Origin of the sequence: Halomonas alkaliantarctica, from assembly GCF_029854215.1 — a bacterium.
Classification (GTDB): domain Bacteria; phylum Pseudomonadota; class Gammaproteobacteria; order Pseudomonadales; family Halomonadaceae; genus Vreelandella; species Vreelandella alkaliantarctica_A.
Map to the genome: position 1 here is coordinate 3,368,643 of NZ_CP122961.1, position 26,350 is coordinate 3,394,992.

Here is a 26,350-nt window from a genome sequence, read left to right on the forward strand (position 1 = left end):
ACGCGATCTTCAAACGCCGCTCACTGCACACTAAGGTTACTTATATGACTCAGATGACACCCCGCGAAATTGTTCACGCCCTAGACCAGTACATTATTGGCCAGCAGGATGCTAAACGTGCCGTTGCAATCGCTCTTCGCAACCGCTGGCGTCGTATGCAGCTCGATGACGACCTGCGCCCTGAAGTCACGCCTAAAAACATTTTGATGATTGGCCCCACGGGCGTGGGTAAAACCGAGATTGCCCGCCGCCTAGCCAAACTGGCTAAAGCGCCGTTTATTAAAGTCGAAGCGACCAAGTTTACCGAAGTTGGCTATGTGGGCCGTGATGTTGAGTCGATTATTCGCGACTTAATGGAAGCAGCGATCAAGATGGTGCGCGAACAGGCCAAAGAGGAGGTCAGTCACCGCGCCGAAGATGCTGCCGAAGACCGCGTACTGGATGCCCTTCTGCCGCCGCCGCGAGGTCAGGAAGATAAACCCCGTGAAGACAGCGGCACCCGCCAGACCTTTCGCAAAAAGCTTCGCGAAGGGCAGTTGAACGACAAAGAGATTGATATCGAAATCTCCTCCCAGGGCCAAGGCATCGACATCATGACGCCGCCAGGCATGGAAGAGATGACCAGCCAGCTGCAGAGCATGTTCTCCAACATGGGCCAGCAGAAGCGTGAAAACCGCCGCGTAACGGTCAAAGAGGCGCTGGTACTGCTACGCGATGAAGAAGCGGGCAAGCTGGTCAACGAGGAAGAGATCAAATCCCGCGCGGTCTACTCGGTCGAGCAACACGGTATCGTGTTCCTGGATGAGATCGATAAAGTCGCCAAGGGCAGCGGCCAGTCCAGCGGTGGCGAAGTTTCCCGTGAGGGCGTCCAGCGTGATCTGCTGCCACTGATTGAAGGTTCTACCGTCTCAACCAAGTACGGCATGGTTAAAACCGATCACATCCTGTTTATCGCCTCCGGTGCCTTCCACCTGTCGCGCCCGTCGGATCTGATTCCAGAGCTTCAGGGCCGCCTGCCGATCCGCGTTGAGCTCGACGCGCTTACGCCCAACGACTTTAAGCGCATCCTCACCGAGCCCTCCGCCTCGCTGACCAAGCAGTACCAAGCGCTGCTGGCCACCGAAGGGCTCGACGTTGAGTTTACTCCCGACGGTATCGAGCGCATCGCGCAGATCTCCTGGCAGGTCAATGAAGGCACTGAAAATATCGGCGCCCGCCGCCTCCATACGGTGATGGAGCGGCTGCTAGAAGAGGCCTCATTCAGAGGTGGCGATATGGAGAGCCCGCTGGTGATTGACGGCGATTATGTCAACGCTCAGCTTGGTGAACTGGCGGTCGACGAAGACCTGTCTCGGTATATTCTATAAGCTACGTCTGCCGTTATTATCAGCACTGGTATCGTCAGCAGCAAGCCCGCACTTTGCGGGCTTGCTGCTATGTTTGTAAGCCATGGACACTTAGCGATGAGGTCTCGTCATGAATGCCCCTACCCCCACTCGGGTTCACTACCATAAGCAGAACCGCGAACTGGAACTTGGCTACGCCAATGGGGAGAATTTTCACCTCCCGGTTGAGTTGTTACGCGTCTATTCACCCTCCGCCGAAGTGCGCGGGCACGGTGGTGACACGGCGGTACTGCAAGTGGGTAAAAAAGATGTCGGTCTACAGAATATTACCCAGGCGGGCAATTACGCGCTGAAACTGCACTTTGACGATGGGCATGATAGCGGGCTGTTTAGCTGGAACTATCTGTATGACCTAGCGACCCACCAGGAAGCTTACTGGAACAACTACTTGCAGCGCTTAAAAGAGGCCGGGGCCTCACGGGAGCCCGCCAGCATCCAATTCAAGCAACTGTGACTACCTGACTCAGCCCTATACAAGAAGCCAGGCAGACAAGGCTGGGTGGACAAGGCTACAATGGCGTTAACTTTTAATCGCGTCGGGCTTAAGGTCAAAAACCTAAGGCCGATTTGCCACCGCCTCGAATTCGGGAGCTACTGCCCAATGAGCCCCACAGAAAAACGCACCACAGACTTTGGTTTTCAGGAAGTCCCTGTTGATGAAAAAGCCTCGCGAGTGGCTGATGTTTTCCACTCCGTGGCTGCTCGCTACGATGTGATGAACGACCTCATGTCCATGGGCATCCACCGGATATGGAAGCGTCTTACCATTGAGCGCGCGGGCGTGCGCCCCGGTCACCACGTGCTGGATATTGCGGGCGGCACGGGCGATTTAACGCTTAAGTTTTCCCGCTTGGTTGGCCCCCGGGGCAAAGTCGTACTGGCTGATATTAATGCCTCAATGCTCAAAGTGGGCCGCGACAAGCTGATGGATAACGGCGTAGGTGGCAACGTCGAGTATGTTCAAGCCAATGCCGAAAGCCTGCCTTTTCCCGATAACAGCTTCGACTGCATTACCATTGCCTTTGGTCTGCGTAATGTCACCGATAAGGATGCCGCGCTGCGCTCCATGGCCCGGGTGCTCAAGCCGGGTGGTCGCCTGCTGGTGCTGGAGTTCTCCAAACCCAACAATCCGCTGCTCTCCAAGGCCTACGATGAGTACTCTTTCCGCCTGCTGCCCAAAATGGGCGAACTCGTGGCGGGGGACGGCGACAGCTACCGCTACCTGGCGGAGTCGATTCGCATGCACCCGGATCAGGAAACGCTCAAAGCCATGATGGAAGAGGCAGGGCTTGAGCGGGTTGAGTACACCAATCTCACCGGCGGTATCGTCGCTCTACACCGCGGCATTAAGCTATGACGGTTTGCAACCTGATGTCTCCTGCCAAGAGGTCAGCATGCTGGTAACCCCGACCCTGCTGCTGGCCGGTTGTGAACGCACGCTCAACGCCCTACTCGCCCGCGACCCTGCGGCCCCCGCACGGCTAGCGGCACTGGCGGGCAGCCGTCTACTGGTGCGCCTTGAGCAGCCTCACTTAGCGCTGGTCATTCACTACCATCACGCCGGGCTCGACCTGATGCGCGGCGATGACGTTGATGAAACCGACGTTGACGCAGTGGTCGAGCTCACCCCGGAAACGTTTTCCGAGTGGATCAGCGGCGCTTCGGTTGAGCGTCTTATGTTTGACGGCAAACTGGCCGTCCGCGGGCGTATCCATCTGCTTGAAGCCACTCGCGACCTGCTCTTCGACCTGGACATCGACTGGGAAAGCGAGCTGGCCCGCTGGCTGGGCGATATACCCGCCCACTCCCTGGCCGAAGGCCTGCGGCGCACGGCCCGCTGGGGGCTGCGCGCCAAAGACGAGCTGATGCAGGATGTGTCTGAATATGTCTTTGAAGAGGCACGCCTGCTGCCAGGGCCACAGCAGCGTAACCTGCTCCGCGAGCACCTGACCGAGTTAGAGGTGGCGACCGATCGCCTGGAAGCTCGCCTAAACCGCTTACAGCGACGACTAGAACAGCTTCAGCCTGCGCCACAGGAGTCGCGTCCATGAGTCTGCGCCTGCTGCGGATAAGTTGGGTGATCAGCCGCCACCGACTGGACACGTTGCTGCCGTTAGAGCGGCTGCCCTGGTGGCTCCGGGCACTGCTGTGGTTTTCTCCGCTACGCCTGATTCCCATTGGCAAGCGCTCACGGGGCGAACGTCTGCGCCTGTCGCTGGAAGCACTGGGGCCGATTTTTATTAAATTCGGCCAAATGCTCTCGACCCGTCGCGACCTGCTGCCAGCGGATATCGCCGATGAGCTTAAACGCCTGCAGGATCAGGTGCCGCCTTTTCCAGGTGATCAAGCCGCGGACCGCGTCGAAAAAGCGCTGGAAACGTCGCTGGAAGAGGCCTTTGCAGAGTTTGATCGAGTGCCATTGGCCTCGGCGTCGATTGCCCAGGTGCATGCGGCAAGGCTGCACGGCGGTGAAGACGTGGTGGTGAAAATTATTCGCCCCGGCATTGATCGCGTAATGCGCCAGGATATGGCGCTGATGTACCAAGTCGCCAAATTATGCTCCAAAATCCCCGAGGCACGCCGCCTGCGCCCGGTGGAAGTCATTCGCGACTACGAAGCCACGCTGTTTGACGAGTTGGACCTTTACAAAGAGGCTGCTAACACCTCGCAGCTCAAACGTAACTTCAAAGACTCACCGCTACTGTTTGTCCCCACCATCTACTGGCCCTTCACCCGCCGCCACGTGATGGTGCAAGAGCGCATTCGCGGTATTCCGGTCGCCGATTTAGATACCCTGATTGCGCGTGGCACTAATTTGAAGAAGCTTGCCGAACGCGGCGTCGAGCTGTTCTTTACCCAGGTATTCCGCGACAACTTCTTCCACGCAGATATGCACCCCGGCAATATCTTCGTCAACTGTGACAACCCCGAAGATCCCCAGTACATTGCCATCGATTGCGGCATTGTCGGCAGCCTGACCCGGGAAGACCAGGACTACTTGGCGCGTAACCTACTGGCATTTTTCCACCAGGATTATTACGAAGTCGCGGCACTGCACATTGAATCCGGCTGGGTAGGTGAGAACACCCGTGCGAATGAATTCGCAGCGGCGATTCGCACCGTTTGTGAGCCCATTTTAGAAAAGCCTTTGAAAGATATTTCCTTCGGCCAAGTGCTTTTAGGGCTGTTTCAAACCGCGCGGCGCTTTAATATGGAAGTGCAGCCGCAGCTGGTACTGTTGCAGAAAACGCTGCTCAATATTGAAGGCCTGGGGCGCCAACTCTACCCGGATCTAGACCTGTGGAGCACCGCCAAGCCCTATTTAGAGCAGTGGATGAAAGAGCGTGCCGGGGTGAGCGGTTTATGGGAGTCGCTAAAGCGTCAGGCGCCGGAACTTTCGCACCAGTTGCCCGAACTGCCCGTACTGGCCCACCAGGCGCTAAGCCGTATGGAGCATGAGCATCGCCAGCGCCACCAGCAGGTCGACTCGATCAACGCCATGCGGGTGCAGATGGCACGCCAGGGCAAACGCCTCTACCGCCTTCGGCTCGGCTTGATTTTGCTGGCGCTTGCACTGGCCTGGCAGCCATTAAGCGGTTGGATTGCGCTTCAGGAGTGGCCGATACTCGCGGCCGCTGGCATTGGCCTACTGCTGCTGGTATGGCAATAAGCTATTGTTAGATAACGACGCAGCGGCGCACTAAACGTTTACAAGGATTCCCATGGACAGCAACGCATTATCGCCTAACAATTCGACTAGCCATCCCAATGTGCTGGATACGCTCAATGAGGTGTTAAAACAGCGGCGACATGCAGCGGCAGAAGAATCTTATGTTGCCTCCTTGCATCATAAGGGCTTGAACAAGATACTCGAAAAGGTGGGCGAGGAAGCAACAGAAACAGTGCTTGCGGCAAAAGATGCCGAGCATGGTAGCGAGGCAGAACGCCAAGCGTTGATTTCTGAAACCGCTGACCTGTGGTTTCATAGCTTGGTGATGCTTTCGCACCTGGGAATGGATCATCAGGCCGTTTTAGACGAACTGGCACGGCGCTTCGGTATTTCCGGACACGAGGAAAAAGCCGCCCGCCAGCCATAGTTGCCACATATGGCTGTTGCATAGTGGTAACACGCGTAATGTAGTGGTAACGCTGGTAGTAGCCATGTTTACATCAGCGCTTGCATCAACGTTTGCATCAACAATGAAAGTTAACCTGCTCCCATGAGGAAACACATATGTTAGGTGGCATTAGTATTTGGCAGTTGCTGATTGTACTGGGCATCATCATCCTGGTTTTCGGCACCAAAAAACTGCGTAACGTGGGTACCGACCTGGGCGGGGCGGTCAAGGGCTTCAAGAAAGCCATGCACGATGAAGAAAAAAATAAAGAGGCAGATAAGGACGACGCCGACCAACCCCATGCCAAAGTGAGCCATGAAGAGCCGGGCAACACTTATGACGTTCAAGCCGAAGAGAAACAGACTGCCAACGACCGCAACGAAGAGCGCAAATAAACCATGCTGGATATCGGCTTTCTTGAACTGATGCTGATTGGCGTCGTCGGGCTGTTGGTGCTTGGGCCGGAACGGCTGCCCCGCGCCGCCCGAACGGCGGGCATGTGGATTGGTAAAATCAAGCGCACGGTATCCGGTATGCAGCGTGAAATCAGCGCCCAACTGGAAGCAGAAGAGCTGCGTCAAAAACTCAACGAACAGCAAAAGAAGCTCGATGACAGCTTGAAGAAAGCCAAGCTGGACGTAGAGAGTATTGCCGATAGCCCTTCAAACGCAGCGCCAGCGTCGCAAAGCGATACTGAGCAGCGGGTTGCCAAGGCCAGCTCTCGATTGGATGACGCCCTGCAAACGGTGCGTGAGGAAACGCCTCCGTCATCATCTACACCTGCCTCGACTACGCCCACCCGCGCGGCCGAACCTGAAACGCCTAACCCTGACTCGGCTGCACTTAATAAGGATCGTAATCACCAATGAGTATGTCTGGCGATTCAAAGGAGCCGCGGGAAGAGCAGAGCCAAGCCCCCCTGATTGAGCACCTGATTGAGCTACGCTCGCGGCTAATGCGCGCCGTGATCGTTATCCTGGTGGTCTTTTTGGGCCTCTACTCCTTTGCCAATGATATCTACACCTTTGTGGCCGAGCCGTTAATGGCGTTGCTGCCTGAAGGCTCGCAGATGATCGCCACGGAAGTCGCTTCGCCGTTTTTAGCGCCGTTCAAGCTCACCCTGGTGGTTGCGGTATTCATCGCTATTCCCTTTGTGCTACACCAAGCCTGGGCGTTTATCGCGCCGGGGCTTTACGACAATGAAAAAGCACTGGCGATACCGATTCTGGTTTCGAGCATCGCGCTTTTCTACGGCGGCGCGGCGTTTGCCTATTACGTGGTTTTTCCGCTGCTGTTTGAGTTTTTCACCCAGACCGGGCCGGAAAACGTCGCCGTCATGACCGACATTAACCAGTATCTGAACTTCGTTCTTAAGCTGTTTTTTGCCTTCGGCGTAGCGTTTGAAATCCCCATTGCGACCTTTTTGCTTATCTTATCAGGCGCTACGTCGGTAGAAAGCCTATCTAAAAAGCGCCCGTATATTCTTCTAGGCTGCTTCGTTGTCGGCATGCTGCTAACGCCGCCAGACGTGATTTCTCAGAGCCTGCTGGCGATACCAATGTACCTGCTTTATGAAGTCGGGCTGCTGTTTGGTCGGCTGGTGCGCAAGCGCAAAGAGGAGAAAGAAGCCGCCGAAGAGCAAGAAGCAGACCTCTAAACACGGGGTCAGGGTGCAAATACTTAAAAACCACCGCCATCTTTAATGGCGGTGGTTTTTTTATCTGCAGCACAGCGTCGAGCTTAATCCATCATTTCTGCAATGCGGTCTACCAACTTAAAAATACCGGTAGCAGCTTCGCTGATACGCGTTGCCAGCATATAGGCAGGCGTAGTGACCACGCGGTGCTCAAGATCCACCACGATGTCTTCTACCCCGCAGCTACGGTGCAGGCCGCCCATGGCGCTAATGGCCCCGGAAACCGCGGGATCATTGCCCACCGTCACCGCAATGCCCTCCTCCAATAGGCGGGGCACCAGTACGGGGGAAATACACATCAAACCAATCGGCTTGGCCTCCTCACGAAACCCCACCAAGGTCGCTTTTAATGTATCTAGAACTTGCATACTGTCACTGGCGCTGGCGAAGTCCGACAAGTTCTTGGCGACGCCAAAACCGCCGGGCACTATAACTGCGTCGAAGCTGTCAGCGTCTAACTCCTCCAGCGGGCTGACCTCTCCCCGCGCCAGGCGGGCAGACTCCAGCAGGACGTTGCGCTTTTCGCCCTCTACCACCTCTTGAGTGAGGTGGTTAACCACATGGTGCTGCTCTATATCTGGGGCAAAACAACGGTAACCGATACCCAACTGATCCAAGCGCAGCAGCGTTAGCGTGGTCTCGTATATTTCTGAACCATCGTAAACGCCACAGCCGGCTAGAATCACCGCCACCTGTTTGGTCATGCTTATCTCCTTATCCCAGGGTCTGCCGAACGCAATACAGCAAAGCAATCGCTCACTTTAGTCAGTCTATCGTGTCGCCACAAGACGCCTTTCGCCGCAAGGTATGACTGATATACTGACTCAAGGCCTTCAGGCTATTTATTTTCGATCTTTAATGTTCACGATTGCTGATCTTTACGACTTCTATGGAGAGACCCCTTGAATACACCTACTGCCCGTCACTTTCCCGCCACGCGCATGCGACGCATGCGGCGAGATGATTTCTCGCGGAGGTTGATGCAGGAAAACAGCCTGTCTCCCTCAGACCTAATCCTGCCGGTATTCGTGCTGGAAGGCGAAAATCAGCGCGAAGCCGTCGCCTCTATGCCCGGTGTTGAAAGGTTGTCTATCGATCTACTGATCGAGCAAGCTCGTGAGGCGTATGAGCTGGGTATTCCAGCGCTGGCACTGTTTCCGGTAGTTGGCCCTGAGCACAAAAGTGAGCTTGCCGAAGAGGCCTACAGCGCAAGCGGTCTAGTTCAGCGCAGCGTGCGCGCCCTCAAACAAGCACTGCCCGAATTAGGCATCATCACTGATGTCGCGCTTGACCCTTATACCAGCCACGGCCAAGACGGCATTCTTGACGAACACGGCTACGTGCAGAATGACCGCACGGTGGATACGCTACTCAAACAGGCACTCTCCCATGCCGAAGCCGGTGCCGACGTGGTCGCTCCTTCCGACATGATGGATGGGCGGATTGGCGCTATTCGCCTGGTATTGGAGCAGGAAAACCTGCATAACGTGCGTATTATGGCGTACAGCGCCAAGTATGCGTCGCACTACTACGGGCCTTTTCGCGATGCGGTCGGTTCAGCTGCCAACTTAGGTAAAGCGGACAAGCGCACCTATCAAATGGATCCTGCTAACAGCGATGAAGCGCTCCACGAAGTGGCCATGGATATCGCCGAGGGCGCCGACATGGTGATGGTCAAGCCCGGCATGCCCTACCTAGATATCGTTCGGCGGGTAAAGAGCGAACTGCAGGTACCCACCTTCGCTTACCAAGTCAGCGGCGAGTACGCTATGCACCGTGCGGCCTTCGATAACGGCTGGTTGGAAGCGGAGCCGGTAATACTGGAGTCGTTGATGTGTTTCAAACGGGCAGGCGCGGATGGCATTCTGACCTACTTTGCCCTAGACGCAGCGCGTTTACTTCAGCGCCGCTAATATGACAACCAGGTGACACCTGTTTGTCATCTTCTCCCCGCATACTGCACTGATAAACAAGTATCAGGCTATGATACCTTCGAGCTATCAACGCGGGGAGATCCACTATGGACGAGCAAGTTTCAGATTCCTTACCATTATCGTCTACTGATCACACCAGCAGCGACGGTGATATGCCGCTACGGATCAACCGCACCCCGACCGGCGTTCAAGCACGTGAAGCGCTGCCTGAAACCGACCTCGACGATACCCAGCTCTACTTCAACCGGGAGCTGTCGCATCTGCAGTTCAATATTCGTGTATTGGAGCAGGCGTTAGACGACGCCCACCCGCTGCTTAACCGGTTAATGTTCCTGCTGATTTTCTCCTCCAACATGGACGAGTTTTTCGAGATTCGCGTGGCGGGCTTAAAGCATCAAATTGCCCTGGGCGACGACACCACCGCCGCCGATGGCCGCCTGCCCAAAGCGGTGCTGGCCGAGATATCGCAGCTTGCACACGCGCAAATTGACCGCCAATATCAGATACTCAATGACACTTTGTTACCCGCGCTGGAAACCCATGGGCTGCGTTTTCGTCGCCGCGATCAGTGGACCGGTAAGCAGAAAGCCTGGGTTAAGGCATTTTTCGATAACGAAATCATGCCGGTCATCAGCCCGATCGGCCTCGACCCCTCGCACCCCTTCCCGCGGCTGGTGAATAAAAGCCTCAACTTTATTGTTGAGCTGGAAGGCAAAGATGCCTTTGGTCGCGCTGGGGGCATGGCGATTCTTCCCGCACCGCGCTCGCTGCCGCGCCTGATGGCACTGCCCAAGGAGCTGTGCGAAGAGGGTTTCTCGGAGTATGTTTTCCTCTCATCTATGATTCATGCCCACGCCGAGGAGCTATTTCCCGGCATGAGTGTGCGCGGCTGCTACCAATTCCGGCTGACTCGCAACGCGGATATGAGCGTTGACCCAGAGGAGGTTTCGGACCTGGCCTCTGCGCTGCGCGGCGAGCTGCTGGCACGCCGCTACGGCAGTGGGGTGCGCCTGGAAGTCGCCGACAGCTGCCCGGATGACTTGACCAGCTTTTTGCTGCGCCAGTTTGAGCTTGAGAGCGACGACTTGTATCGCGTCAAAGGGCCCGTCAACTTGACCCGTATGATGTCGGTGCTGGGTGATGTGGATCGTCCCGAACTGCTCTATCGGCCGTTCACCCCCAGCATTCCCAAAGCGCTTAAATCGGGTAGTTTGTTTGACGCCATCGCCAAGAACGACATTCTACTCCATCACCCCTTTCAGTCGTTTACGCCGATTGAAGACCTGCTGCGCGAGGCCGCCCGGGATCCCAATGTACTGGCGGTGAAACAGACCCTTTACCGAACGGGCGCAGATTCGGCCATCGTCAGTGCGTTGGTTGAAGCAGCCAGCCAGGGTAAAGAAGTCACGGTGGTCATTGAGCTGCGCGCGCGCTTTGATGAAGCTGATAACCTACAGCTGGCTTCTCGATTGCAGGAAGCCGGGGCAATCGTTGTCTACGGTATTATGGCGTACAAAACTCACGCCAAAATGCTGCACATCGTGCGGCGTGAAAAGGGCGAGCTGTGCTACTACGCGCACCTGGGCACCGGTAACTATCACTCTAAAACCGCCAAGCTTTACACCGACTACAGCCTGCTGACTGCCAACAAAGCGCTGTGTGCCGATGTGCATAAAGTGTTTCAACAGCTATCGGGGATGGGCCGGGCTCGCAAAATCGACACGCTATTGCACGCGCCGTTCACCTTACACGAGCGGCTGGTGGCAATGATTGAGCGCGAGGCGCAGATAGCGCGCAAGGGCAAGCGCGGGCATATCATCATTAAGTGCAACTCGTTAACCGAGCCCAAGCTTATCAAGGCGCTCTACCGGGCCTCACAGGCAGGCGTAGAGTGCGATTTGATTATTCGCGGTATGTGCTGCTTGAAGCCCGGCGTACCGGGGGTTTCCGACAATATTCGCGTGCGCTCGATTATTGGTCGTTTGCTGGAGCATACCCGGGTATTCCACTTCCACAACGATGGCAAGTCGGAGACCTGGTGCTCTAGCGCCGACTTTATGTCGCGCAATATGTTCCACCGCGTGGAGACCTGCTTCCCGCTGCTGGACAAGAAGCTCGCCACCCGAGTGCGTAAAGACCTAGAGACCTACCTGGTGGATAACTGCCAGAGCTGGCTGCTCCAGACCGACGGCAGCTACCGGCTCCAGGATCCGGGTGACAGCGATGCCATCAGCGCCCAGGAAACCCTGCTCTATGCCTATGCATCGAAAAGCTAGTCTTCTGCATTAGCTCTCCTATTAAAAACCCGCTGCTTAAGGCAGCGGGTTTGATTCGGAACTGTCACCGTTTATGCATAGCGTTGGCGTAACACCTTAGCGGCTTCCACCATATTGGCCAGCGCTGGCTCCACTTCCGCCCAACCGCGGGTTTTTAGGCCACAGTCCGGGTTTACCCACAGCCGTTCGGCGGGGATTTTTTCCAGGGCTTTTTCGATCAAATCGACCATCCAGCTCACTTCGGGAATATTCGGGGTATGGATATCGTAAACCCCTGGGCCGATTTCGTTGGGATAAGCGAAGTCCTGGAAGGCGTCCAGCAGTTGCATATCCGAGCGGGATGTTTCAATGGTGATCACATCGGCATCCAGTGCAGCAATCGCACCAATGATGTCGTTGAACTCCGAGTAGCACATATGGGTATGAATCTGAGTGGCATTGCCAACGCCTGCGGCGCTAAGCTGGAAACTCTCTACCGCCCAATCAAGGTATGCCTGCCACTCATGTTGGCGCAGCGGTAATCCTTCGCGCAACGCTGGCTCATCGATTTGAATAATGTTGATCCCAGCTTTTTCCAGATCCAGCACTTCATCGCGCAGCGCTAGAGCAATCTGGCGGCAGGTGGTTTCCCGCGGCTGATCATCGCGCACAAACGACCACTGCAGAATCGTCACCGGGCCGGTCAGCATGCCCTTCATGGGTTTGTCGGTCAGGGTTTGAGCATATTCGCTCCAACGCACCGTCATCGGTGCCGGGCGCGATACATCACCAAAAATGACCGGTGGCTTTACGCAGCGTGAGCCGTAGCTCTGCACCCAGCCAAACCGAGTAAAGGCAAAGCCTTCAAGCTGCTCGCCAAAGTACTCCACCATGTCATTACGTTCGGCTTCGCCGTGAACGAGCACATCGATATCCAGCGCATGCTGACGCTCAACTGCATAGGCGATCTCGGCCTGCATGCGGGCTTCATAGTCGGCCAACGCCAACTCACCGGCCTTAAAAGCACGCCGGGCGGCACGAATCTTATCGGTTTGTGGGAAAGAACCAATCGTCGTCGTGGGGAATAGCGGCAGCTTAAGGGCGCGCCGTTGCGCTTCAGCTCGCGCGTTGTAGGGCGCCTGGCGCTGGCTATCAGCAGGGCGAACCGCCGCCAAACGCTCACTGACCACTGCTTGGTGAATACGCGTTGATTCACGCCGGGCATCCAGCGCCCGAGTGGCCTGATCCAGGCGCTGCTCGTCGGCGCGGGTGGCGCGGTTATCGATCAAGCGCGCCAAAGTGACCACCTCGTCAAGCTTCTGCCGCGCGAAGGCCAGCCAACTGATTAGCTCATCACCCAGCGCCGTCTCCTGCTCCAAATCCACCGGCACATGCAGCAGCGAGCAACTCGGCGCTAACCAAAGCCGCTGACCCAGACGCACTTTTAATGGCAGCAGGCGTTCCCGCAAGGCAGCCAAATCGGTCCGCCAGATATTACGGCCATCGACAAAACCGACTGATAGCACCTGATGGGGACCAAGGCGGTCAATCACACTCTCGACTTGCTGCGGTGCGCGCACGGCATCAATGTGCAAACCCGCCACGGGCAGGCGGGTCGCCAGCGAAAGGTTGTCGCCCAAGCCGCCGAAGTAAGTGGCTAGCAATAACTTTAGCGGCGCAGACTGAAGGCGGTGATAAGCCCGCTCATAGGCCTGCTGCCATGCCAGCGGCAGATCCTGCACCAGCGCAGGTTCGTCCAGTTGCACCCACTCGATGCCTTGGGTAGCAAGCCGCGCTAATATTTCGCCATACACGTTGAGTACGCTGTCGAGCAGCGTCAGGCGATCAAAATCACGGCCCTTGGTTTTGCCAAGCCATAGCCAGGTTAGTGGCCCCGTCAGCGTTATTTTCGGGGTAAAACCTGAGCGTAACGCTTCATCCACTTCGTCAAACAGGCGGTTGGAAGCCAGGGTAAACGTTTGACCTTCGTGCAGTTCGGGGACGAGGTAATGATAGTTGGTATCGAAATACTTGGTCATTTCACAGGCCGCAGTGGGCGCCCCGCTGGGCGCTCTACCCCGGGCCATACGAAAGGTAGTGTCAAGGTCGATATCGCCACCAGCGACCTCTGCCTGGGCGTTAAAACGTAGAGGTACCGCCCCCAGCATCACCGAAACATTCAGCACTTGATCGTAAAACGCGAAATCGCCCACGCTAACGAAATCCAGACCCGCGTCCTGCTGCGCCTGCCAGTGGCGCAAACGCAGCTCACGGCCAGTGCTTTCCAGCTCGCTACGCGAACACTCGCCTTTCCAGTACGCCTCAGTGGCTTTCTTTAGCTCGCGCTGAGCACCAATGCGGGGATAGCCGAGAATATGAGAAACTGTCATGATGAAACCTACCAACGTGAATGAATTCACACAGTCTGGGCAGTGCACCTTAGTGAATCAAACTAAAGTTTCTAATAGCAAAGATGAAAAATACTCACAATGATTGAGCCACGACATGATTGAGCTACGACATCTACGCACGCTGCTGGCTCTGCGCGAAACCGGCTCTCTGGTCGATGCTGCCGATCGCGTGCATTTGACCCAATCGGCGCTTTCGCACCAGCTCAAGGATCTTGAGAGCCGGGTGGACAGCGCGCTTTTTGTGCGCAAAACCCGCCCGGTGGAATTTACCCACGCAGGCTTGCGGCTGCTCGCCCTGGCCGATCAGGTACTGCCTGAAGTACGCAAAGCGGAGCGGGATCTGGCACGTTTGGCAGGCACCGAGCAGGGGCGTTTGCATATGGCCATCGAGTGCCACAGCTGTTTTCAGTGGCTGATGCCGACGGTGGATTATTTTCGCGACCATTGGCCAGCGGTAGAAATCGATATTCCCAGCGGTCACCACTTCGACCCGCTTCCGGCGCTTGCCCGTGAGCAGCTGGATCTGGTGATCACCGCCGACCCCCAACCCCTTGAGGGCATTCACTACGCGCCGCTGTTTCGCTATGAGGGGCTATTGGCCGTCGCGCGCCAGCATCCTTTTGCCGGCCGGGGGTATATAGAGCCCCAGGCGTTGGCCGAGGAAACGTTGATTACCTACCCCGTTGAGCAGTCGCGGCTGGATATTTTCACTCAGTTTCTGCAACCGGCAAATGTGCGCCCTCGGGAGATTCGCACCGCCGAATTGACGATTATGATGATGCAACTGGTGGCCAGCGGACGCGGCGTCTGTTCGCTGCCCAACTGGGCACTCACCGAGTATTTAGAGCGCGATTACGTCAGCGCGGTGAAGCTAGGCGAGCATGGGGTATGGAGCACGCTGTATGCAGCGATTCGCGAAGAGACCCGCGAAGCGCCGTGGATGCAGGATTTTTTACGCACTGCGCGGGAGACTTCCTTTGCAGTGCTGTCGGGGGTTAAGCCGGCGGACCGCGACGCGGAACCAGCAACGTAAAGCGGGCACCGCCCAAAGTGGGGCTGGTATCGATAGTCACGCTGCCGCCGTGCCCGGCCATGATTTTCTGTACAATCGAAAGCCCTAACCCGTAGCCGCCAGAGCTGCGAGCGCGGCTGTCGTCCAACCGGGCAAACGGCTTGAAAATATCCGCCCGCGCTTCCGGCGGAATGCCGGGGCCGTCGTCTTCAACGTCTATACGCACTAGGTTGGGCTCATCCCAGAGGTGAATCAGCACCTGGGACTTAGCATGGCGGCAGGCGTTGCCGACTAAATTCTGTACCGCACGCTGAAGATAGCGCGGCTCTGCAAACAACTCAATTTCAGGGCCAGGCGCAAGCGACAGCGTTAAGCCCTTATGCAGCGGCGATAGCGTATCAATCACCCGTTCCGCCATAGCCCGACACTCTACCAGCGCCGTTTCAAGCTCAGCGCCATTCACCGTTTCTCCACCTAGCCGTGCATAAGTGAGAATTTCATCGACTAATTCATCGAGCTCGGCAATGTCCGCATCAATGCCCTGAAGCTGGCGGCGAATGGCGGGCTGGTCGGTCATATCCTCGACCATCTGCACGGCAAAGCGAATGCGCGCTACGGGGGTACGTAGTTCGTGGGAAACTGCCCGAATCATCTCTTGCTGACCACGCAGCAGGCTCTGCACTTGATTGGCCATACCGTTAAACGCCATGCCCAAGCGGCCTAAAAAGTCACCGCTCTCTACCTTCACACGGGTCTCCAGGCGGCCGCTGGCAATCCGCGTGGCGGCCAGCTCCAGTCGCGCCATGCGGGCTTCAATGCTGCGCATAATCAAATAGATAATCAGGCTGAGAACAATCATCAGCCCAAGCAGGAGAGGTAGATGTAAATTTAGCGGAAGAGTGTCGCCGCGGGAAATAGGTCCCGCTTGCAGCCATTGTGACTCGCCTGGCAACTGATAGAGCAGGGTAATCGATAGCTTATCGGAGACTAGCAGAGTAATAACGTTACCGCTGGCCAGTTGGGCCTGCTGCTGAGCCGTTAACCCCACAGGCAACGCAGGCAAAAGCTGCAACGGCCAACTCCCTGTGCGCAGTTGGGCTATACGGGTATCTCGTTCTTCCGCAGGCACTGCCTCGAGCCAATCGCCGAGCAGCTTGATGCTGCCATGCCACTGGTGCTCGCTCCAATCATCAAGGCGCGCTTGTAGCAGCCACGTGTCGCTAGGTAGGCGCTGTTGCAATAACCAGGGGCTTTCGGCGACCAGTATTTTGCCCTGTTCAAGACGAGAGCGCTCAAAATAGCCCAACTCAGCCTCGCTGATGGGCCGCAGAGTCAGTTGCAAATCGAGCTGCTCTGAAAAACGCTCGAGCAAGGCATTTCGTTGTACTACCGGCGTGGCGTCTAACTGTCGCGTCATCAGCGACATGGGTAGCGCAGCCAACTGCTCACGGTAATCTTCGCGACGCACCTGTTCGATAAAAGAGCGCCCTACTAACGCGATGATAAACACCACTAATAGCGCGATCCCCAGCAACACATAGAAGCGTAAAAACGAGCCGTTACTGAGCACCCGCCGCATGATGCCGTCCCTCTGAATAATCAACTGTCTTTGACGAAGAGATAACCTTTGCTGCGCACGGTTTTGATCCGATGAGGCTGATTAGGATCATCGCCAATTTTGGGACGAATGCGTGACACGCGCACATCAATCGAGCGGTCTTGGCCGTCGTACTTAATGCCCCGTAAGTCGCTGAATATCTCTTCACGGGTGAGCACTCGACCTGCGTTACGACCCAGTAGCCAAAGTAGGTCGAACTCGGCGCTGGTTAAGTCAATACGCTCACCCGAGAGCCAGGCTTCACGAGTCGCGTTATCGATCTCCAGGTTTTCGAAACGCAGCCGCATCTCGCCGTCAGGGGCTGGCCCGTCGGCGCGACGCAAGAGCGCGCGCATGCGCGCCAGCAGCACCCGCGGCTGTACCGGCTTCGGCACGTAGTCGTCGGCACCCATTTCGAGACCCAAGACCTGATCAAGATCGTCGGTGCGTGCGGTCAGCATCATAATCGGACCTGCAAAATTGGGTCTAACGCGGCGACAGATCGCTAGGCCGTCCTCTCCTGGCAGCATTAAGTCTAAAATCACCAGATCAGGCTGCAGCGTTAAAATGCGGTCGACACCTTTAGCGCCGTCGGCTTCCAGCGTTACTTGGAAGCCGTTTGCTTCCAAGTAATCACGGGTAAGCTCAGCCAGACGCTGGTCATCTTCGATGATCAAGACATGGTCTTGATCCGGGTAGTCAGGCATCACAGACTCTTGGGATTCAAGCGCCTGAAATTGCTGTTCCAAATGATCTACCATCCTCTTTATACACTCCGCTTAGGCTGTTTATTTTTCACCCGCTCACCCGACAACAACGCAGGCGCCCCATTACTGGCACTCAGGATAACTCAAAACCGTCAAAACACCCGCCTCTGTCGTTACAATTGTACGTATCGGCTGGTGGGTATGGCCGGATACTTGATTCTTCCTCAAGCAAGGTCTAATGTGTAAGCGCTAACTGTCGACAATTTGACAGGAGGAGACTGCCATGGGAAGTAGCAAAACGAAAAGTGTTATTAAACGTGTTTACGTTCCAGCCCAAGTGCGCGACCTGCCCAATGGGGAGAAGTTAAAAATCCCGGGGCATTATAAGTCGCCACCCGGGGAAGGAAACGACGCCATTGAGTAATATATTATTGAGTAGCTATCGCTAAAGCATATCAAAAAGGCAGACCATCAGTGGTCTGCCTTTTTTTCTCAACTACTTTTTTACAACTACTTTTTTACAACTAATTTTTTTTTACTACACGTTTTGACGCGGTTGCACGGGGCGTGCTTTTCAGCGGCTAGCCTTTGGGTCCAAACAGGAACCAAGCGATTAAGCCGACTAGCGGGAAAAACAGCAGCACCAGTATCCATATCAGCTTAGCAAAACCACCTGCGCCGCTTTTGGCCACCTTAACAATGGCCCAAATTACGATAATAAGCCAAATTAGCCCTAATAAACCACCTACTTCAATGCCCATAGCAACTCCTTAGCGTGTTGGCACTCGTATTAATTTAGACAATCATTTCAATGGCACATTCACAAGCTGAACTCACTGCTCGGGAAGACTCAACACCATTTCACCCGACTGCATTTCAATCGACAATAAATTTAGAAAGCTCATGCCGAGTAGCACAGTGTCGCGCTCCATGCCGGGGCTGATTGACCCCTGAACATTCTGCACTTTAAGTCCGCCCAGCGAAACCTCATCAAGTTCGGTTAAGGCACCTTCGACTCGGCCATTGGCGGTATTGAACCAAGCGCTGCGCCCAGGTTTCAAACCAATCTCGTTGGCTAAATCGGCCGGTATCGCCACGTAAGTGGCGCCAGTGTCGAGCAAAAAGGTCACCGGCGTGCCATTGATACGCCCTGGCGCTTCAAAGTGCCCGGCACGGTTACGCTTTAAGGTAACCGGCTCACCTGCAGGTAGTGTATACACAATATTAGCGTTGGGGCGCATCATGTTTTCAAGGCCACCGTGAATCCACCAAGTGCCCACCGCCATTAGCAGGATCCAAAACAGCAGCATCATAACAATGCCACCACGCTGTGCTGTTTGACCTGCCAGATGCGTTGCCATACTCCACCTCACAGAGGTAAGGATGCCTCGTTAGCGTTATTATTGTTGCTATGACTGTTGGCTTCCCAGGAGAGCGCAGCCTCCCGGCCGCGACCCTCGTTGACCCTGGCACAAATCAGCATCGCGATAACGAACAGGGCAACACATAATAGAATAGACGCTTGTAAGCCAACCAGCGTTTGCAGCCCCCCCAGCATAACGATGCCTAACACCCCCGCTAACTTATTAGCCAGCCCCCAGAAGCCAAAGAACTCGGCTGATTTCGCCAAGGGTGAAAACAGCCCGACCAGAGCCCGGCTGGCTGATTGGCTTGAACCCAGGCTAAGTCCCGCCAGGCAGCCGACCACCAAAAACACGTACTGAGCCTGCCACTGCAGGTCAAATCGTCCGTTTACCCACTGCGTCACCTCAGGCGTTGCCCAGATAGCAATAATCGCCAGCACCCATAGCGCCAGTGTCATTTGGTAAGTGCGCTTAGCGCCTAGCTGATCCTGAATCCAGCCGAACCCCAGCGCCCCCGCCGCCGCAGTAATTTGGACAATAATAAACATGATATTGCGTACGCTCTCATCCCAGCCAATCACTTGAGCGCCATAAATAAAGGCGAAGGCGATAATGATGTAGACACCGGCCATCGAGAACAGCAATGAAATCAAAAACACCGTCAGGTCTTTAAAATAACGCAACTCGTGAAAAGTAGTAGTAACGCGATTGAGAGCAATATGCCGATAAGAGACGCCGCGTGGCTGGGGGGTGCCCCGCTCTTTTAGCCATAAAAACGTAGGAATAGCGGTAATCAGAAAAAAGCCCGCCGCAAAGGGTCCCACCCAGCGTATGCGTTCAAAGTTGTCAGCGCTGGCCTCGCCTAGCACCACCAGGGTGAAGCCTGCCGCAAACAGCCCGCCGATGTAGCCGAGCGCCCACCCAAAGCCGGAAATTTTGCCCAGGGATTGCGGCGGCCCAAGCTCGGGTAAAAAGGAGGCGATAAATGACTCACCCATGGAGTAGGCATAGTTAGACAGCACGATCAATAACAAACCGACAACGACGTAGCCCGGTTCAACGAAGTAGAGCATGCCCGTAGTGACCACTGTGGCGAGATAGCTAATCAGCAAAAAGCGTTTTTTTTCCGCCCGGTAATCCATCACGGCACCGCACAACGGCCCCGTAATCACCACCAATAAATAACTAATCGCCAGGGCCAAGCTCCATAGAAAGTTGGCCAGCCGGAAGTTATCGCCGCGATCCCCAACAATGACGGTGGTAAAAAGCTCGCCAAATACCACGGTAATAATCAAAAGCGTGTAGGCCTGGTTGGCAAAATCAAACATCGCCCAGCCAAAAATTTCGCGTCGCGATGCGTAGCCATCCGTCACCTTAGCAGTATTAGCAGGCAGCATTAGTTTTCTCTCACAGGGGGAGCCGTAAGGCTAGCAGATGGAACCGCCTAGGCGCCACGGCTTGCGTTTGCACATTAGAAGTGACAGCCGACCAGCGTTGCTCTAAGTTTGATTGATTGATAGGCAATACGGATTGACTACAATGGGATTAGTCCTGCCCTCTCCACGGCAATTATACCAACCACTGTTAAACAGTTGGGCGGCCGTGCTATGCCTGTGGCTGGCAGTCGTCTCAAGCGTGCAGGCGGATGAAGCCAGCGGTTTATCACCACTCACCTTTATTACTGAAGAGTATCCACCCTACAACTATATTGATAATCAGCGATTAAGCGGAGTATCAATTGATTTGTTGGAGGCTATTTTTGCGGAGACAAAAACACCGCTAAGCCGTCACGACGTCCGCTCCTACCCTTGGGTTCGCGGCTATGAGCTGGCACTAAGCCAACCTAATACGGTGCTGTTTTCCACCACTCGCACATCAGCAAGGGAGACTAACTTTCACTGGGTGGGGCCGATTGCTCAAGACCGGGTAGTGCTGCTTGCCCACCGTGACGCACCGATCATGATTGACTCTTTGTCACAGGCGATTTATCGCGGCCTGACCGTGGCGGTCATTCGGGAAGACATTGGCGCCCAAGCGCTGTTGGAGGCTGGCTACCCAGAGTCCTTGATCGTACCCGCTATGGATAACCGCAGCGCTCTCAATATGCTCACCCGCGGGCGAGTTGATCTCTGGGCTTACAGCCAGGACGTGGCCGGCTGGATAGCGGAATCCGAAGGCTACCCAAAAGATAATTTAATTCCGATACACACCCTCAGCGAATCTTCGCTATACTTTGCCATCAACAAAAACACGGACCCACGTCTGGTAACGTTGATGCAGCAGGCATTAGAAAGGGTGCAAGCGGGACGAGTCGAGAGGTAGTTGACGATGACTAGCGGCTTAACTCGCCGATGGCGGTACCGTATGGGCGTCGCTCTGATCACCACTATCGGCAGTTGCAGTCTGTCACTTCATGCGATGCCGTTGACGATCAATACCGAAGAGTACCCACCGTTCAACTACTCGGACGACCAAGGACAAATAATCGGTAGTGCGACGCTACTACTACGTGATGCACTACGCCAAGCGGGCATTGAGGCTTATTTTCGGCTACTGCCTTGGGCGCGCGCTTACACCGAAGCACGCTTAAAAGAGAACCACTGCGTCTACTCCACCACCCGCACCCATGAGCGTGAAGCGCTATTTCACTGGGTGGGACCACTGGTCGTCAATGAGTGGGCTGCGTTTAGTTTAGCCGAGCGCGGGCTCAGTATTGACTCACTTTCAGGTCTTGACGCTTGGCGAGTGGGTAGTTTTCGGGAAGATGCCGTAGGCGCTTACGTTGCCTCTCGCGGCACTGATGTTCTACTGGCTCCCACGGAGCGAGAAAATATTGCGCGTTTAGAGGCGGGCCTGCTTGATGTCATTGTGACAGGCAAAGCAACCGGTGAATTTATGGCACAAGAACATGACATCGCTTTAGCGCATTTGTTTACTTTTTACCTTGCGCCGCTTTATCTCGCCTGCCACCCAAGCGTTTCTGAAGCACTGCTGGCGCGATTGCAAACGCAACTAGATGCCCTACATCAGGAAATGCAGGAGGGCAGCCAGTGAAGAGCCCCCGCCCCCGGTTTCCTCTCTCGGCCCCAGGCAAAGCACCTAAAAAAGGCAGTCTGACCACTAAGCAAGCGCTGCTCACACTGCTGTTCGCCATGCTGATTAGTGGTGTAGCAGGCAGTATTGAGCTTCTCAGCCATGCCACCAACATGCGCCAGGAAACCGAGCAACGCATTACTCAACAGTTGGCGGTTGTTAATGGCGCAGCAGCAGAAGCCGCTTTCCAGCTTAATCCCGACCTCGCCCATCAAATAGCCTATGGGCTATTTAGTGATAATGAGGTTGCCTGGGTATCTATTCGTGACGATTTTGGCCGTTCACTGGCTGAATTTGATAGCCCGGAACGGGCTGACTCGACCTGGCTCAGCCAGTATTTGTTTGGCGATATACTGCACCACCAAACCGCCCTCGCCTATTACATAGGCAGCGATATGCCGGAAGCGATCGTCGGCGAAATTGAACTAACGCTGGCAGAAGGATATTTAACCCAGCAGTTTCTAGCGCGTATTTATACGGTGGTAGGGGTAAGTATTTTAGAGGCGTTTATTTTAAGCATGCTGGTGGTGGCTTTTTTTCATCTGTTTATTACCCGCCCACTGCTTAAAGTCCACGCTGCCATTACTCAGACAGACCCAAATCGCCCCGGCCAGTGGCCCAAGCCAGCGTTGCGCGGCCACCAGCATGATGAGCTGGGCCATCTGGTGGATAGTCTGGACCACCTATTAAAAGCGTTCCAACAAGGGTTGGAGCAGCGTGACCAGCTCCATCATCTCTCCAATATAGATGGCTTAACGGGCGTGGCTAACCGCCGCCAATTTGATGAATTTTATCAGCACCAATGGCGCTTGGCGCAGCAAATGCAGCAGCCGCTATCGGTGATTTTCATCGATATCGATAACTTCAAAGAGTTTAACGATCACTATGGTCATACCATGGGTGACGATACGCTGCGTGCCGTGGCTAAAGCGCTCAATCAGTGTATTGATCCCGCCAGGGATTTATTCGCCCGCTACGGCGGCGAAGAGTTTGTTTGTGTACTGCCGGGCCAAGATCATGACGACGCGATCAATATTGCCAACTGCTTGCGCGAAGCCGTGCTGTCTTTGGCCATTCCTCACGCATTTTCAAGCACCCACTCAGACCTCACCGTTAGCATGGGTGTTGCCAGCATGTCGCCCGGTTTTTTCATTAGCGCCGAAGCGCTGATTGAGCACGCAGACCAACACCTTTACCACGCCAAACGACTGGGCCGAAACCGGGTAGAGACACGTAAACGCCCGGCATAAAGCCAGGCGTTAAGCGCAAACATACGGAGAGCAGCTGCTTTAGAGCAACCAGTGAGCGGCCACAGCGGCCAGACCAATGATCATCGCCGTTAGCACTGCCACTGTGACCACCCGATCAAGCCAGCGATCGAAAGCAACCCCCTTGAGCCCCTTAGGCTGCCTTCGCGTCGCTCCATGGCGCTCTTGCCGCACCATTAGCATATTCGCTTCATGTGTTACTGCTCCCGAGTCACCTTACCCCGTAACAAAGGCTTGGTACTTTTTATTAATGCTGATGGCTGATGCTAACTATTAATGCGCCGGTTGACCACACTCGGTGCACGGCGCAAGCGCTCTTCCTCACCTAGCAACTCTGCTTCAAAGGCATCGGCGCCCACAGGCGTTTCGCCATGGCGACGATAAAGCTGGGTAAGCATGGCTTTGCGGTCCGCACGTAGTTCCTGGACTAATACAAACACCATCATATACAGGATAAAGGTGAACGGCAGTGCCGAAAGTACCGACGCCGACTGCAGTCCTGTTAAACCACCCGAGGCAATTAGCGTCAGGCAGATAGCGGCGATCAGCACACCCCAAATGACACGTTTGTAAAGCGGTGGGTTGATCGAACCATTATCGGTCATTTGCGCCACGATATACGAAGCTGAGTCAGCCGACGTAACCAGAAAAATAAAGATCAGCATCATTGCGACAACCGACAGCACGCCCGTATAGGGCATCAGCTCAAACATCTCAAACAGCGCGACCGTTATATTATCCTGGGTCGCGGCTGCAAGGCCGACGTCACTGCCATTCAACTCCATATGCAGCGCCGCGCCACCGAATACGCCGATCCATAAACAGGCTAACAGCGGCGGTACAAACAGCACCCCAAACACATACTCTTTGATGGTGCGGCCACGGGATACACGCGCGATAAAGGTACCGACAAACGGTGACCAGGCTATCACCCAAGCCCAGTAGAAAATCGTCCAACTGCTCGCCCACTCATTATCACTATAAGGGGAAATGCGTAGGCTCATACCGATAAAGTTCTGCAGATAGTCACCAATGCCTACCGTGATGGTTTCTAATATTGCCACAGTCGGACCAGTGAACAGCACATACAGCATCAACCCGATACATAAAATCATATTGAGATTAGAAAGACGCTTAATGCCTTTATCCAAGCCCGACCAAGTCGATGCCATATAAGCGCAGAACATAACGAAGAGAATCACAAACTGCCACAAACCGTTTTCAGGCAGGCCAAACACGGCGTTTAAACCGCCGTTCATTTGCAGCACGCCCAGCCCAAGCGAAGTAGCGACACCCATTACGGTGGCAACCACCGCAAAGACATCCAGCCAGGATGCATAGGGACGAATTTTAGGATTCTTAGCCGTTATCGAGGACAGTACGGAAGAAACCAAGCCGGCCTGCCCTTTGCGAAACTGAAAATAGGCAATGATCAAACCGACGATTGAGAAGGCCGCCCACTGGTGAATACCCCAGTTAAAGTAGCTGTATTGAATAGCGTAGCGGGCTGCCGTTTCGGTTTCAGCGGTTCTGTCTCCATAGGGCGGCTCGATGAAGTGAAACATGGGTTCCGCCATGCCATAGAAGACCAACCCGACACCAAAGCCTGCGGCCAGCAGCATGCTGATCCACGAAAAAAACGTATAGTTGGGGCGACTGTCCTGGGGGCCCAAGCGTACCTTGCCGTACTTGCTCAGCGCGAGACCGAACAGAAAAATCACAAAACCAAAAACCGAAAATAGATAAAACCATCCGAATAGCCCGGTAACAGTGGTCAGCGCCCCCTCTGCAGCGTTGGCAAATCCTTCAGGAAAGGATGCTCCAACAACTACCAAGCCAAAAATAATCACCACCGATGCGATGAATACCGACTTGCCTCCATGATTAGCCATATAAACGTCCTGTTAGATGAGCTCTGTTTAGTTAAGCACAGCGTATTGAACGTATGCTTGTACAACTAAACTTGTCGTGTACAGCTTAATGGTAACAGTTGAAAAACCTAAGCGCATGTAAGTAGAAACTGTTAGCAGGAACTGTACTTAAGAACTCTTGCTTGGAGAATAACGACACTCCTGCCCGTTACCGCCAAGCAGTGAACTTGCTAGAGCAACTGTGTTCCAATAGATGCGAATAACCGATGGAGGCTCTCATGCCACAGATGAATCGCGATCAACGCAACGCTGCATGGCAAGCGGCTAACCAATGGCGCGCCCGTGCTGCGCAAACCCAACCCACTGGTCTGGCGGGCAGCCTGAAACTGCTGTTCACATGGCTGGCGTTTGGCGCGTTAATGATAGTCGGCGTGGTACTCGGCCTGTTTTTCTTACTCATTGGCTGGGCAATGATGCCGTTTATGCGCCATAAAATGAAAAAGCGTATGGAACAGATGCGTGCCCAGCAGGCGCAGGATATCGGCGGCGGCTATGCTCACGGGCATGCTTCTGCGCACAACCGTCCAGGTCACCAGGACGCGTTAGAAGGTAGCTATGAAGTTAAAGATGATCGATGAAGTGAAAGGTGATCGTTAACCAGTTAGTCACCTTTTCGCGCCATACAGTGCTGGGTACTTTATTACAGTGGCATTACAGTGGCGCGTAAACCCAGGTAAATGCCGCGGCCAAGATGAGTGGCATAACGACTAAGCTACCCAGGTTCCCAATCAGCACCAGCGATGCCACTTTTTGTGGTGCTAGCTTGTACTGCTCGGCGACTAAATAATTCAACACAGCGGGTGGCAGCGCCGCAAATACCAGCAGCACCGCCGCCTGCAGCGCGTTAAGTGGCAACAGCCACATCAACGGCAACGCAATCACCAATCCGGAAAGCGGACAAAGCACCGCGCCCAGTATACCCGTACGCCAATCGCTAAAGTCGATCTCCAAGAGGCGCACCCCTAACGCAAACAGCATTAGTGGGATACACACCCCGCCCAGCATATGCATCGCTTCCAGCAGCCAGCTTGGCAACGGTAGCCCACTGATATTCACCGCTAAGCCCGTCAGACTCGCCACCACAATCGGCATGCGCAGCATTCGCCATAGCGAAGTGCGCGGATTAAGCATGTAAAGCCCCACCGAAAAGTGCAGCAGCATTTCAACGATAAAAACCACTACCGCCGCGGGAAGTGCCTCCGCACCAAATGCCAACACCAGCAGCGGCACGCCCATATTGCCCGCGTTGTTGAACATCATCGGGGGTAGGAAAATTTTACTATCCAGCTTTAGCCATTTAGCCAGCGGCCACAGCACAACCCCCGACCCCAGCACCACCGCTACCGCCGCTGTAGCAAGCCAGGCGTATTCGGCTAACGGGGCTTGTCGGTCAGCCAGCACGGCAAATACCAGTAGTGGAACGAACAGCTCCATATTGAGCGTGTTGAGACTACGAATATCCGGCGTACGATAGCGCCCATAGACGGCGCCACTGCCAGCGATTAAAAACACCGGTAGTAGCGTGGCCAGAATATGTCCGATCATACGGGCCGTCCCG

The 26,350-nt window shown here is 55.0% G+C and carries 26 protein-coding genes; 16 read left to right on the plus strand and 10 right to left on the minus strand.

What is annotated here, in order from left to right; genetic code table 11:
• Positions 1 to 44 precede the first annotated feature (44 nt).
• The 9 genes from hslU (at position 45) to tatC (ending at position 7,181) form a co-directional block, all read left to right on the plus strand.
• On the plus strand, positions 45 to 1,367 hold the full coding sequence (gene hslU / locus QEN58_RS15490) for an ATP-dependent protease ATPase subunit HslU (protein WP_280104507.1): 1,323 nt from the start codon (positions 45 to 47) through the stop codon (positions 1,365 to 1,367).
• A gap of 109 nt (positions 1,368 to 1,476) precedes the next feature.
• Positions 1,477 to 1,860 carry a gamma-butyrobetaine hydroxylase family protein gene (locus QEN58_RS15495; protein WP_280104508.1) on the plus strand — a complete coding sequence of 128 codons (384 nt, stop codon included), beginning with the start codon at positions 1,477 to 1,479 and terminating at the stop codon, positions 1,858 to 1,860.
• A 147-nt stretch (positions 1,861 to 2,007) separates the two neighbouring features.
• Complete coding sequence (gene ubiE / locus QEN58_RS15500; protein WP_035585516.1) at positions 2,008 to 2,763, plus strand: bifunctional demethylmenaquinone methyltransferase/2-methoxy-6-polyprenyl-1,4-benzoquinol methylase UbiE; 756 nt, start codon at positions 2,008 to 2,010, stop codon at positions 2,761 to 2,763.
• A 37-nt stretch (positions 2,764 to 2,800) separates the two neighbouring features.
• Positions 2,801 to 3,457: a ubiquinone biosynthesis accessory factor UbiJ gene (locus tag QEN58_RS15505; RefSeq protein WP_280104509.1), complete on the plus strand. Its 657-nt coding sequence runs from the start codon at positions 2,801 to 2,803 to the stop codon at positions 3,455 to 3,457.
• Positions 3,454 to 5,076 (plus strand): ubiquinone biosynthesis regulatory protein kinase UbiB, encoded by a 1,623-nt coding sequence (ubiB, locus tag QEN58_RS15510; protein WP_280104510.1) that lies wholly within the window; start codon positions 3,454 to 3,456, stop codon positions 5,074 to 5,076. Before QEN58_RS15505 ends, ubiB begins: the two co-directional genes overlap by 4 nt.
• Positions 5,077 to 5,128: 52 nt before the next feature.
• Positions 5,129 to 5,503, plus strand: coding sequence for a phosphoribosyl-ATP diphosphatase (locus QEN58_RS15515; RefSeq protein WP_280104511.1), 375 nt, complete (start codon positions 5,129 to 5,131; stop codon positions 5,501 to 5,503).
• A gap of 137 nt (positions 5,504 to 5,640) precedes the next feature.
• A complete protein-coding gene (tatA, locus tag QEN58_RS15520; protein ID WP_280104512.1) occupies positions 5,641 to 5,919 on the plus strand; it encodes a Sec-independent protein translocase subunit TatA in 279 nt (92 codons plus the stop codon).
• Positions 5,920 to 5,922: 3 nt separating this feature from the next.
• A complete protein-coding gene (tatB, locus tag QEN58_RS15525) occupies positions 5,923 to 6,393 on the plus strand; it encodes a Sec-independent protein translocase protein TatB (protein WP_280104513.1) in 471 nt (156 codons plus the stop codon).
• On the plus strand, positions 6,390 to 7,181 hold the full coding sequence (gene tatC / locus QEN58_RS15530; protein ID WP_280104514.1) for a twin-arginine translocase subunit TatC: 792 nt from the start codon (positions 6,390 to 6,392) through the stop codon (positions 7,179 to 7,181). Before tatB ends, tatC begins: the two co-directional genes overlap by 4 nt.
• Before the next feature lie 83 nt (positions 7,182 to 7,264).
• Here tatC and elbB read toward each other — a convergent pair whose 3' ends face one another.
• The gene (gene elbB, locus QEN58_RS15535) at positions 7,265 to 7,924 is read right to left on the minus strand and encodes an isoprenoid biosynthesis glyoxalase ElbB (protein ID WP_280104515.1); all 660 of its coding nucleotides are present in this window, start codon (positions 7,922 to 7,924) and stop codon (positions 7,265 to 7,267) included.
• A gap of 198 nt (positions 7,925 to 8,122) precedes the next feature.
• On the opposite strand from elbB, the gene hemB reads away from it, so the two are divergent.
• Positions 8,123 to 9,133 (plus strand): porphobilinogen synthase, encoded by a 1,011-nt coding sequence (gene hemB, locus QEN58_RS15540; RefSeq protein WP_280104516.1) that lies wholly within the window; start codon positions 8,123 to 8,125, stop codon positions 9,131 to 9,133.
• A 107-nt stretch (positions 9,134 to 9,240) separates the two neighbouring features.
• Positions 9,241 to 11,430, plus strand: a complete 2,190-nt coding sequence (gene ppk1 / locus QEN58_RS15545) for a polyphosphate kinase 1 (protein WP_280104517.1) — start codon at positions 9,241 to 9,243, stop codon at positions 11,428 to 11,430.
• 71 nt (positions 11,431 to 11,501) lie between these two features.
• Here ppk1 and metE read toward each other — a convergent pair whose 3' ends face one another.
• Positions 11,502 to 13,799: a 5-methyltetrahydropteroyltriglutamate--homocysteine S-methyltransferase gene (gene metE / locus QEN58_RS15550; protein WP_280104518.1), complete on the minus strand. Its 2,298-nt coding sequence runs from the start codon at positions 13,797 to 13,799 to the stop codon at positions 11,502 to 11,504.
• Positions 13,800 to 13,914: 115 nt separating this feature from the next.
• Between metE and QEN58_RS15555 the strand changes: the two genes are divergently transcribed.
• The gene (locus QEN58_RS15555; protein WP_280104519.1) at positions 13,915 to 14,853 is read left to right on the plus strand and encodes a LysR family transcriptional regulator; all 939 of its coding nucleotides are present in this window, start codon (positions 13,915 to 13,917) and stop codon (positions 14,851 to 14,853) included.
• On the opposite strand, the gene QEN58_RS15560 is transcribed toward QEN58_RS15555, so the two are convergent.
• The 5 genes from QEN58_RS15560 to QEN58_RS15580 form a co-directional block, all read right to left on the minus strand.
• Entirely contained in the window at positions 14,816 to 16,411 is a 1,596-nt protein-coding gene (locus QEN58_RS15560; protein ID WP_280104520.1) for an ATP-binding protein, read from the minus strand. The genes QEN58_RS15555 and QEN58_RS15560 overlap by 38 nt on opposite strands.
• A gap of 20 nt (positions 16,412 to 16,431) precedes the next feature.
• Complete coding sequence (locus QEN58_RS15565; protein WP_007113866.1) at positions 16,432 to 17,190, minus strand: winged helix-turn-helix domain-containing protein; 759 nt, start codon at positions 17,188 to 17,190, stop codon at positions 16,432 to 16,434.
• A 527-nt stretch (positions 17,191 to 17,717) separates the two neighbouring features.
• Positions 17,718 to 17,897 carry a PLDc N-terminal domain-containing protein gene (locus tag QEN58_RS15570; RefSeq protein WP_071694209.1) on the minus strand — a complete coding sequence of 60 codons (180 nt, stop codon included), beginning with the start codon at positions 17,895 to 17,897 and terminating at the stop codon, positions 17,718 to 17,720.
• Between the two features lie 72 nt (positions 17,898 to 17,969).
• Positions 17,970 to 18,497, minus strand: a complete 528-nt coding sequence (locus tag QEN58_RS15575; RefSeq protein ID WP_280104521.1) for a retropepsin-like aspartic protease family protein — start codon at positions 18,495 to 18,497, stop codon at positions 17,970 to 17,972.
• A gap of 8 nt (positions 18,498 to 18,505) precedes the next feature.
• A complete protein-coding gene (locus tag QEN58_RS15580; protein WP_280104522.1) occupies positions 18,506 to 19,897 on the minus strand; it encodes an MFS transporter in 1,392 nt (463 codons plus the stop codon).
• 142 nt (positions 19,898 to 20,039) lie between these two features.
• Here QEN58_RS15580 and QEN58_RS15585 point away from each other — a divergent pair, with 142 nt between their 5' ends.
• From QEN58_RS15585 to QEN58_RS15595, 3 genes are read left to right on the plus strand one after another with little or no spacing between them, the layout of a single operon-like run.
• A complete protein-coding gene (locus tag QEN58_RS15585; RefSeq protein WP_280104523.1) occupies positions 20,040 to 20,822 on the plus strand; it encodes a substrate-binding periplasmic protein in 783 nt (260 codons plus the stop codon).
• Positions 20,823 to 20,864: 42 nt separating this feature from the next.
• Positions 20,865 to 21,554, plus strand: coding sequence for a substrate-binding periplasmic protein (locus QEN58_RS15590; RefSeq protein WP_280104524.1), 690 nt, complete (start codon positions 20,865 to 20,867; stop codon positions 21,552 to 21,554).
• Positions 21,551 to 22,843, plus strand: coding sequence for a GGDEF domain-containing protein (locus QEN58_RS15595; RefSeq protein WP_280104525.1), 1,293 nt, complete (start codon positions 21,551 to 21,553; stop codon positions 22,841 to 22,843). The genes QEN58_RS15590 and QEN58_RS15595 overlap by 4 nt, the downstream gene beginning before the upstream one ends.
• A 39-nt stretch (positions 22,844 to 22,882) precedes the next feature.
• On the opposite strand, the gene QEN58_RS15600 is transcribed toward QEN58_RS15595, so the two are convergent.
• On the minus strand, positions 22,883 to 23,044 hold the full coding sequence (locus QEN58_RS15600) for a hypothetical protein (RefSeq protein WP_280104526.1): 162 nt from the start codon (positions 23,042 to 23,044) through the stop codon (positions 22,883 to 22,885).
• Positions 23,045 to 23,127: 83 nt separating this feature from the next.
• Positions 23,128 to 24,753, minus strand: coding sequence for a BCCT family transporter (locus tag QEN58_RS15605; RefSeq protein WP_280104527.1), 1,626 nt, complete (start codon positions 24,751 to 24,753; stop codon positions 23,128 to 23,130).
• A 257-nt stretch (positions 24,754 to 25,010) separates the two neighbouring features.
• Between QEN58_RS15605 and QEN58_RS15610 the strand changes: the two genes are divergently transcribed.
• Complete coding sequence (locus QEN58_RS15610) at positions 25,011 to 25,370, plus strand: hypothetical protein (RefSeq protein ID WP_280104528.1); 360 nt, start codon at positions 25,011 to 25,013, stop codon at positions 25,368 to 25,370.
• A 73-nt stretch (positions 25,371 to 25,443) separates the two neighbouring features.
• Here QEN58_RS15610 and QEN58_RS15615 read toward each other — a convergent pair whose 3' ends face one another.
• Positions 25,444 to 26,337, minus strand: a complete 894-nt coding sequence (locus QEN58_RS15615) for an AEC family transporter (RefSeq protein WP_280104529.1) — start codon at positions 26,335 to 26,337, stop codon at positions 25,444 to 25,446.
• Between the last annotated feature and the right edge of the window lie 13 nt (positions 26,338 to 26,350).

Bases quoted from the DNA above. Each gene is read 5' to 3' on its own strand.
- hslU (WP_280104507.1), top strand. From the start codon at position 45: ATGACTCAGATGACACCCCGCGAAATTGTTCACGCCCTAGACCAGTAC.
- QEN58_RS15495 (WP_280104508.1), top strand. From the start codon at position 1,477: ATGAATGCCCCTACCCCCACTCGGGTTCACTACCATAAGCAGAACCGC.
- ubiE (WP_035585516.1), top strand. From the start codon at position 2,008: ATGAGCCCCACAGAAAAACGCACCACAGACTTTGGTTTTCAGGAAGTC.
- QEN58_RS15505 (WP_280104509.1), top strand. From the start codon at position 2,801: ATGCTGGTAACCCCGACCCTGCTGCTGGCCGGTTGTGAACGCACGCTC.
- ubiB (WP_280104510.1), top strand. From the start codon at position 3,454: ATGAGTCTGCGCCTGCTGCGGATAAGTTGGGTGATCAGCCGCCACCGA.
- QEN58_RS15515 (WP_280104511.1), top strand. From the start codon at position 5,129: ATGGACAGCAACGCATTATCGCCTAACAATTCGACTAGCCATCCCAAT.
- tatA (WP_280104512.1), top strand. From the start codon at position 5,641: ATGTTAGGTGGCATTAGTATTTGGCAGTTGCTGATTGTACTGGGCATC.
- tatB (WP_280104513.1), top strand. From the start codon at position 5,923: ATGCTGGATATCGGCTTTCTTGAACTGATGCTGATTGGCGTCGTCGGG.
- tatC (WP_280104514.1), top strand. From the start codon at position 6,390: ATGAGTATGTCTGGCGATTCAAAGGAGCCGCGGGAAGAGCAGAGCCAA.
- elbB (WP_280104515.1), bottom strand. From the start codon at position 7,924: ATGACCAAACAGGTGGCGGTGATTCTAGCCGGCTGTGGCGTTTACGAT.
- ppk1 (WP_280104517.1), top strand. From the start codon at position 9,241: ATGGACGAGCAAGTTTCAGATTCCTTACCATTATCGTCTACTGATCAC.
- metE (WP_280104518.1), bottom strand. From the start codon at position 13,799: ATGACAGTTTCTCATATTCTCGGCTATCCCCGCATTGGTGCTCAGCGC.
- QEN58_RS15555 (WP_280104519.1), top strand. From the start codon at position 13,915: ATGATTGAGCTACGACATCTACGCACGCTGCTGGCTCTGCGCGAAACC.
- QEN58_RS15560 (WP_280104520.1), bottom strand. From the start codon at position 16,411: ATGCGGCGGGTGCTCAGTAACGGCTCGTTTTTACGCTTCTATGTGTTG.
- QEN58_RS15565 (WP_007113866.1), bottom strand. From the start codon at position 17,190: ATGGTAGATCATTTGGAACAGCAATTTCAGGCGCTTGAATCCCAAGAG.
- QEN58_RS15570 (WP_071694209.1), bottom strand. From the start codon at position 17,897: ATGGGCATTGAAGTAGGTGGTTTATTAGGGCTAATTTGGCTTATTATC.
- QEN58_RS15575 (WP_280104521.1), bottom strand. From the start codon at position 18,497: ATGGCAACGCATCTGGCAGGTCAAACAGCACAGCGTGGTGGCATTGTT.
- QEN58_RS15580 (WP_280104522.1), bottom strand. From the start codon at position 19,897: ATGCTGCCTGCTAATACTGCTAAGGTGACGGATGGCTACGCATCGCGA.
- QEN58_RS15585 (WP_280104523.1), top strand. From the start codon at position 20,040: ATGGGATTAGTCCTGCCCTCTCCACGGCAATTATACCAACCACTGTTA.
- QEN58_RS15590 (WP_280104524.1), top strand. From the start codon at position 20,865: ATGGGCGTCGCTCTGATCACCACTATCGGCAGTTGCAGTCTGTCACTT.
- QEN58_RS15600 (WP_280104526.1), bottom strand. From the start codon at position 23,044: ATGCTAATGGTGCGGCAAGAGCGCCATGGAGCGACGCGAAGGCAGCCT.
- QEN58_RS15605 (WP_280104527.1), bottom strand. From the start codon at position 24,753: ATGGCTAATCATGGAGGCAAGTCGGTATTCATCGCATCGGTGGTGATT.
- QEN58_RS15610 (WP_280104528.1), top strand. From the start codon at position 25,011: ATGCCACAGATGAATCGCGATCAACGCAACGCTGCATGGCAAGCGGCT.
- QEN58_RS15615 (WP_280104529.1), bottom strand. From the start codon at position 26,337: ATGATCGGACATATTCTGGCCACGCTACTACCGGTGTTTTTAATCGCT.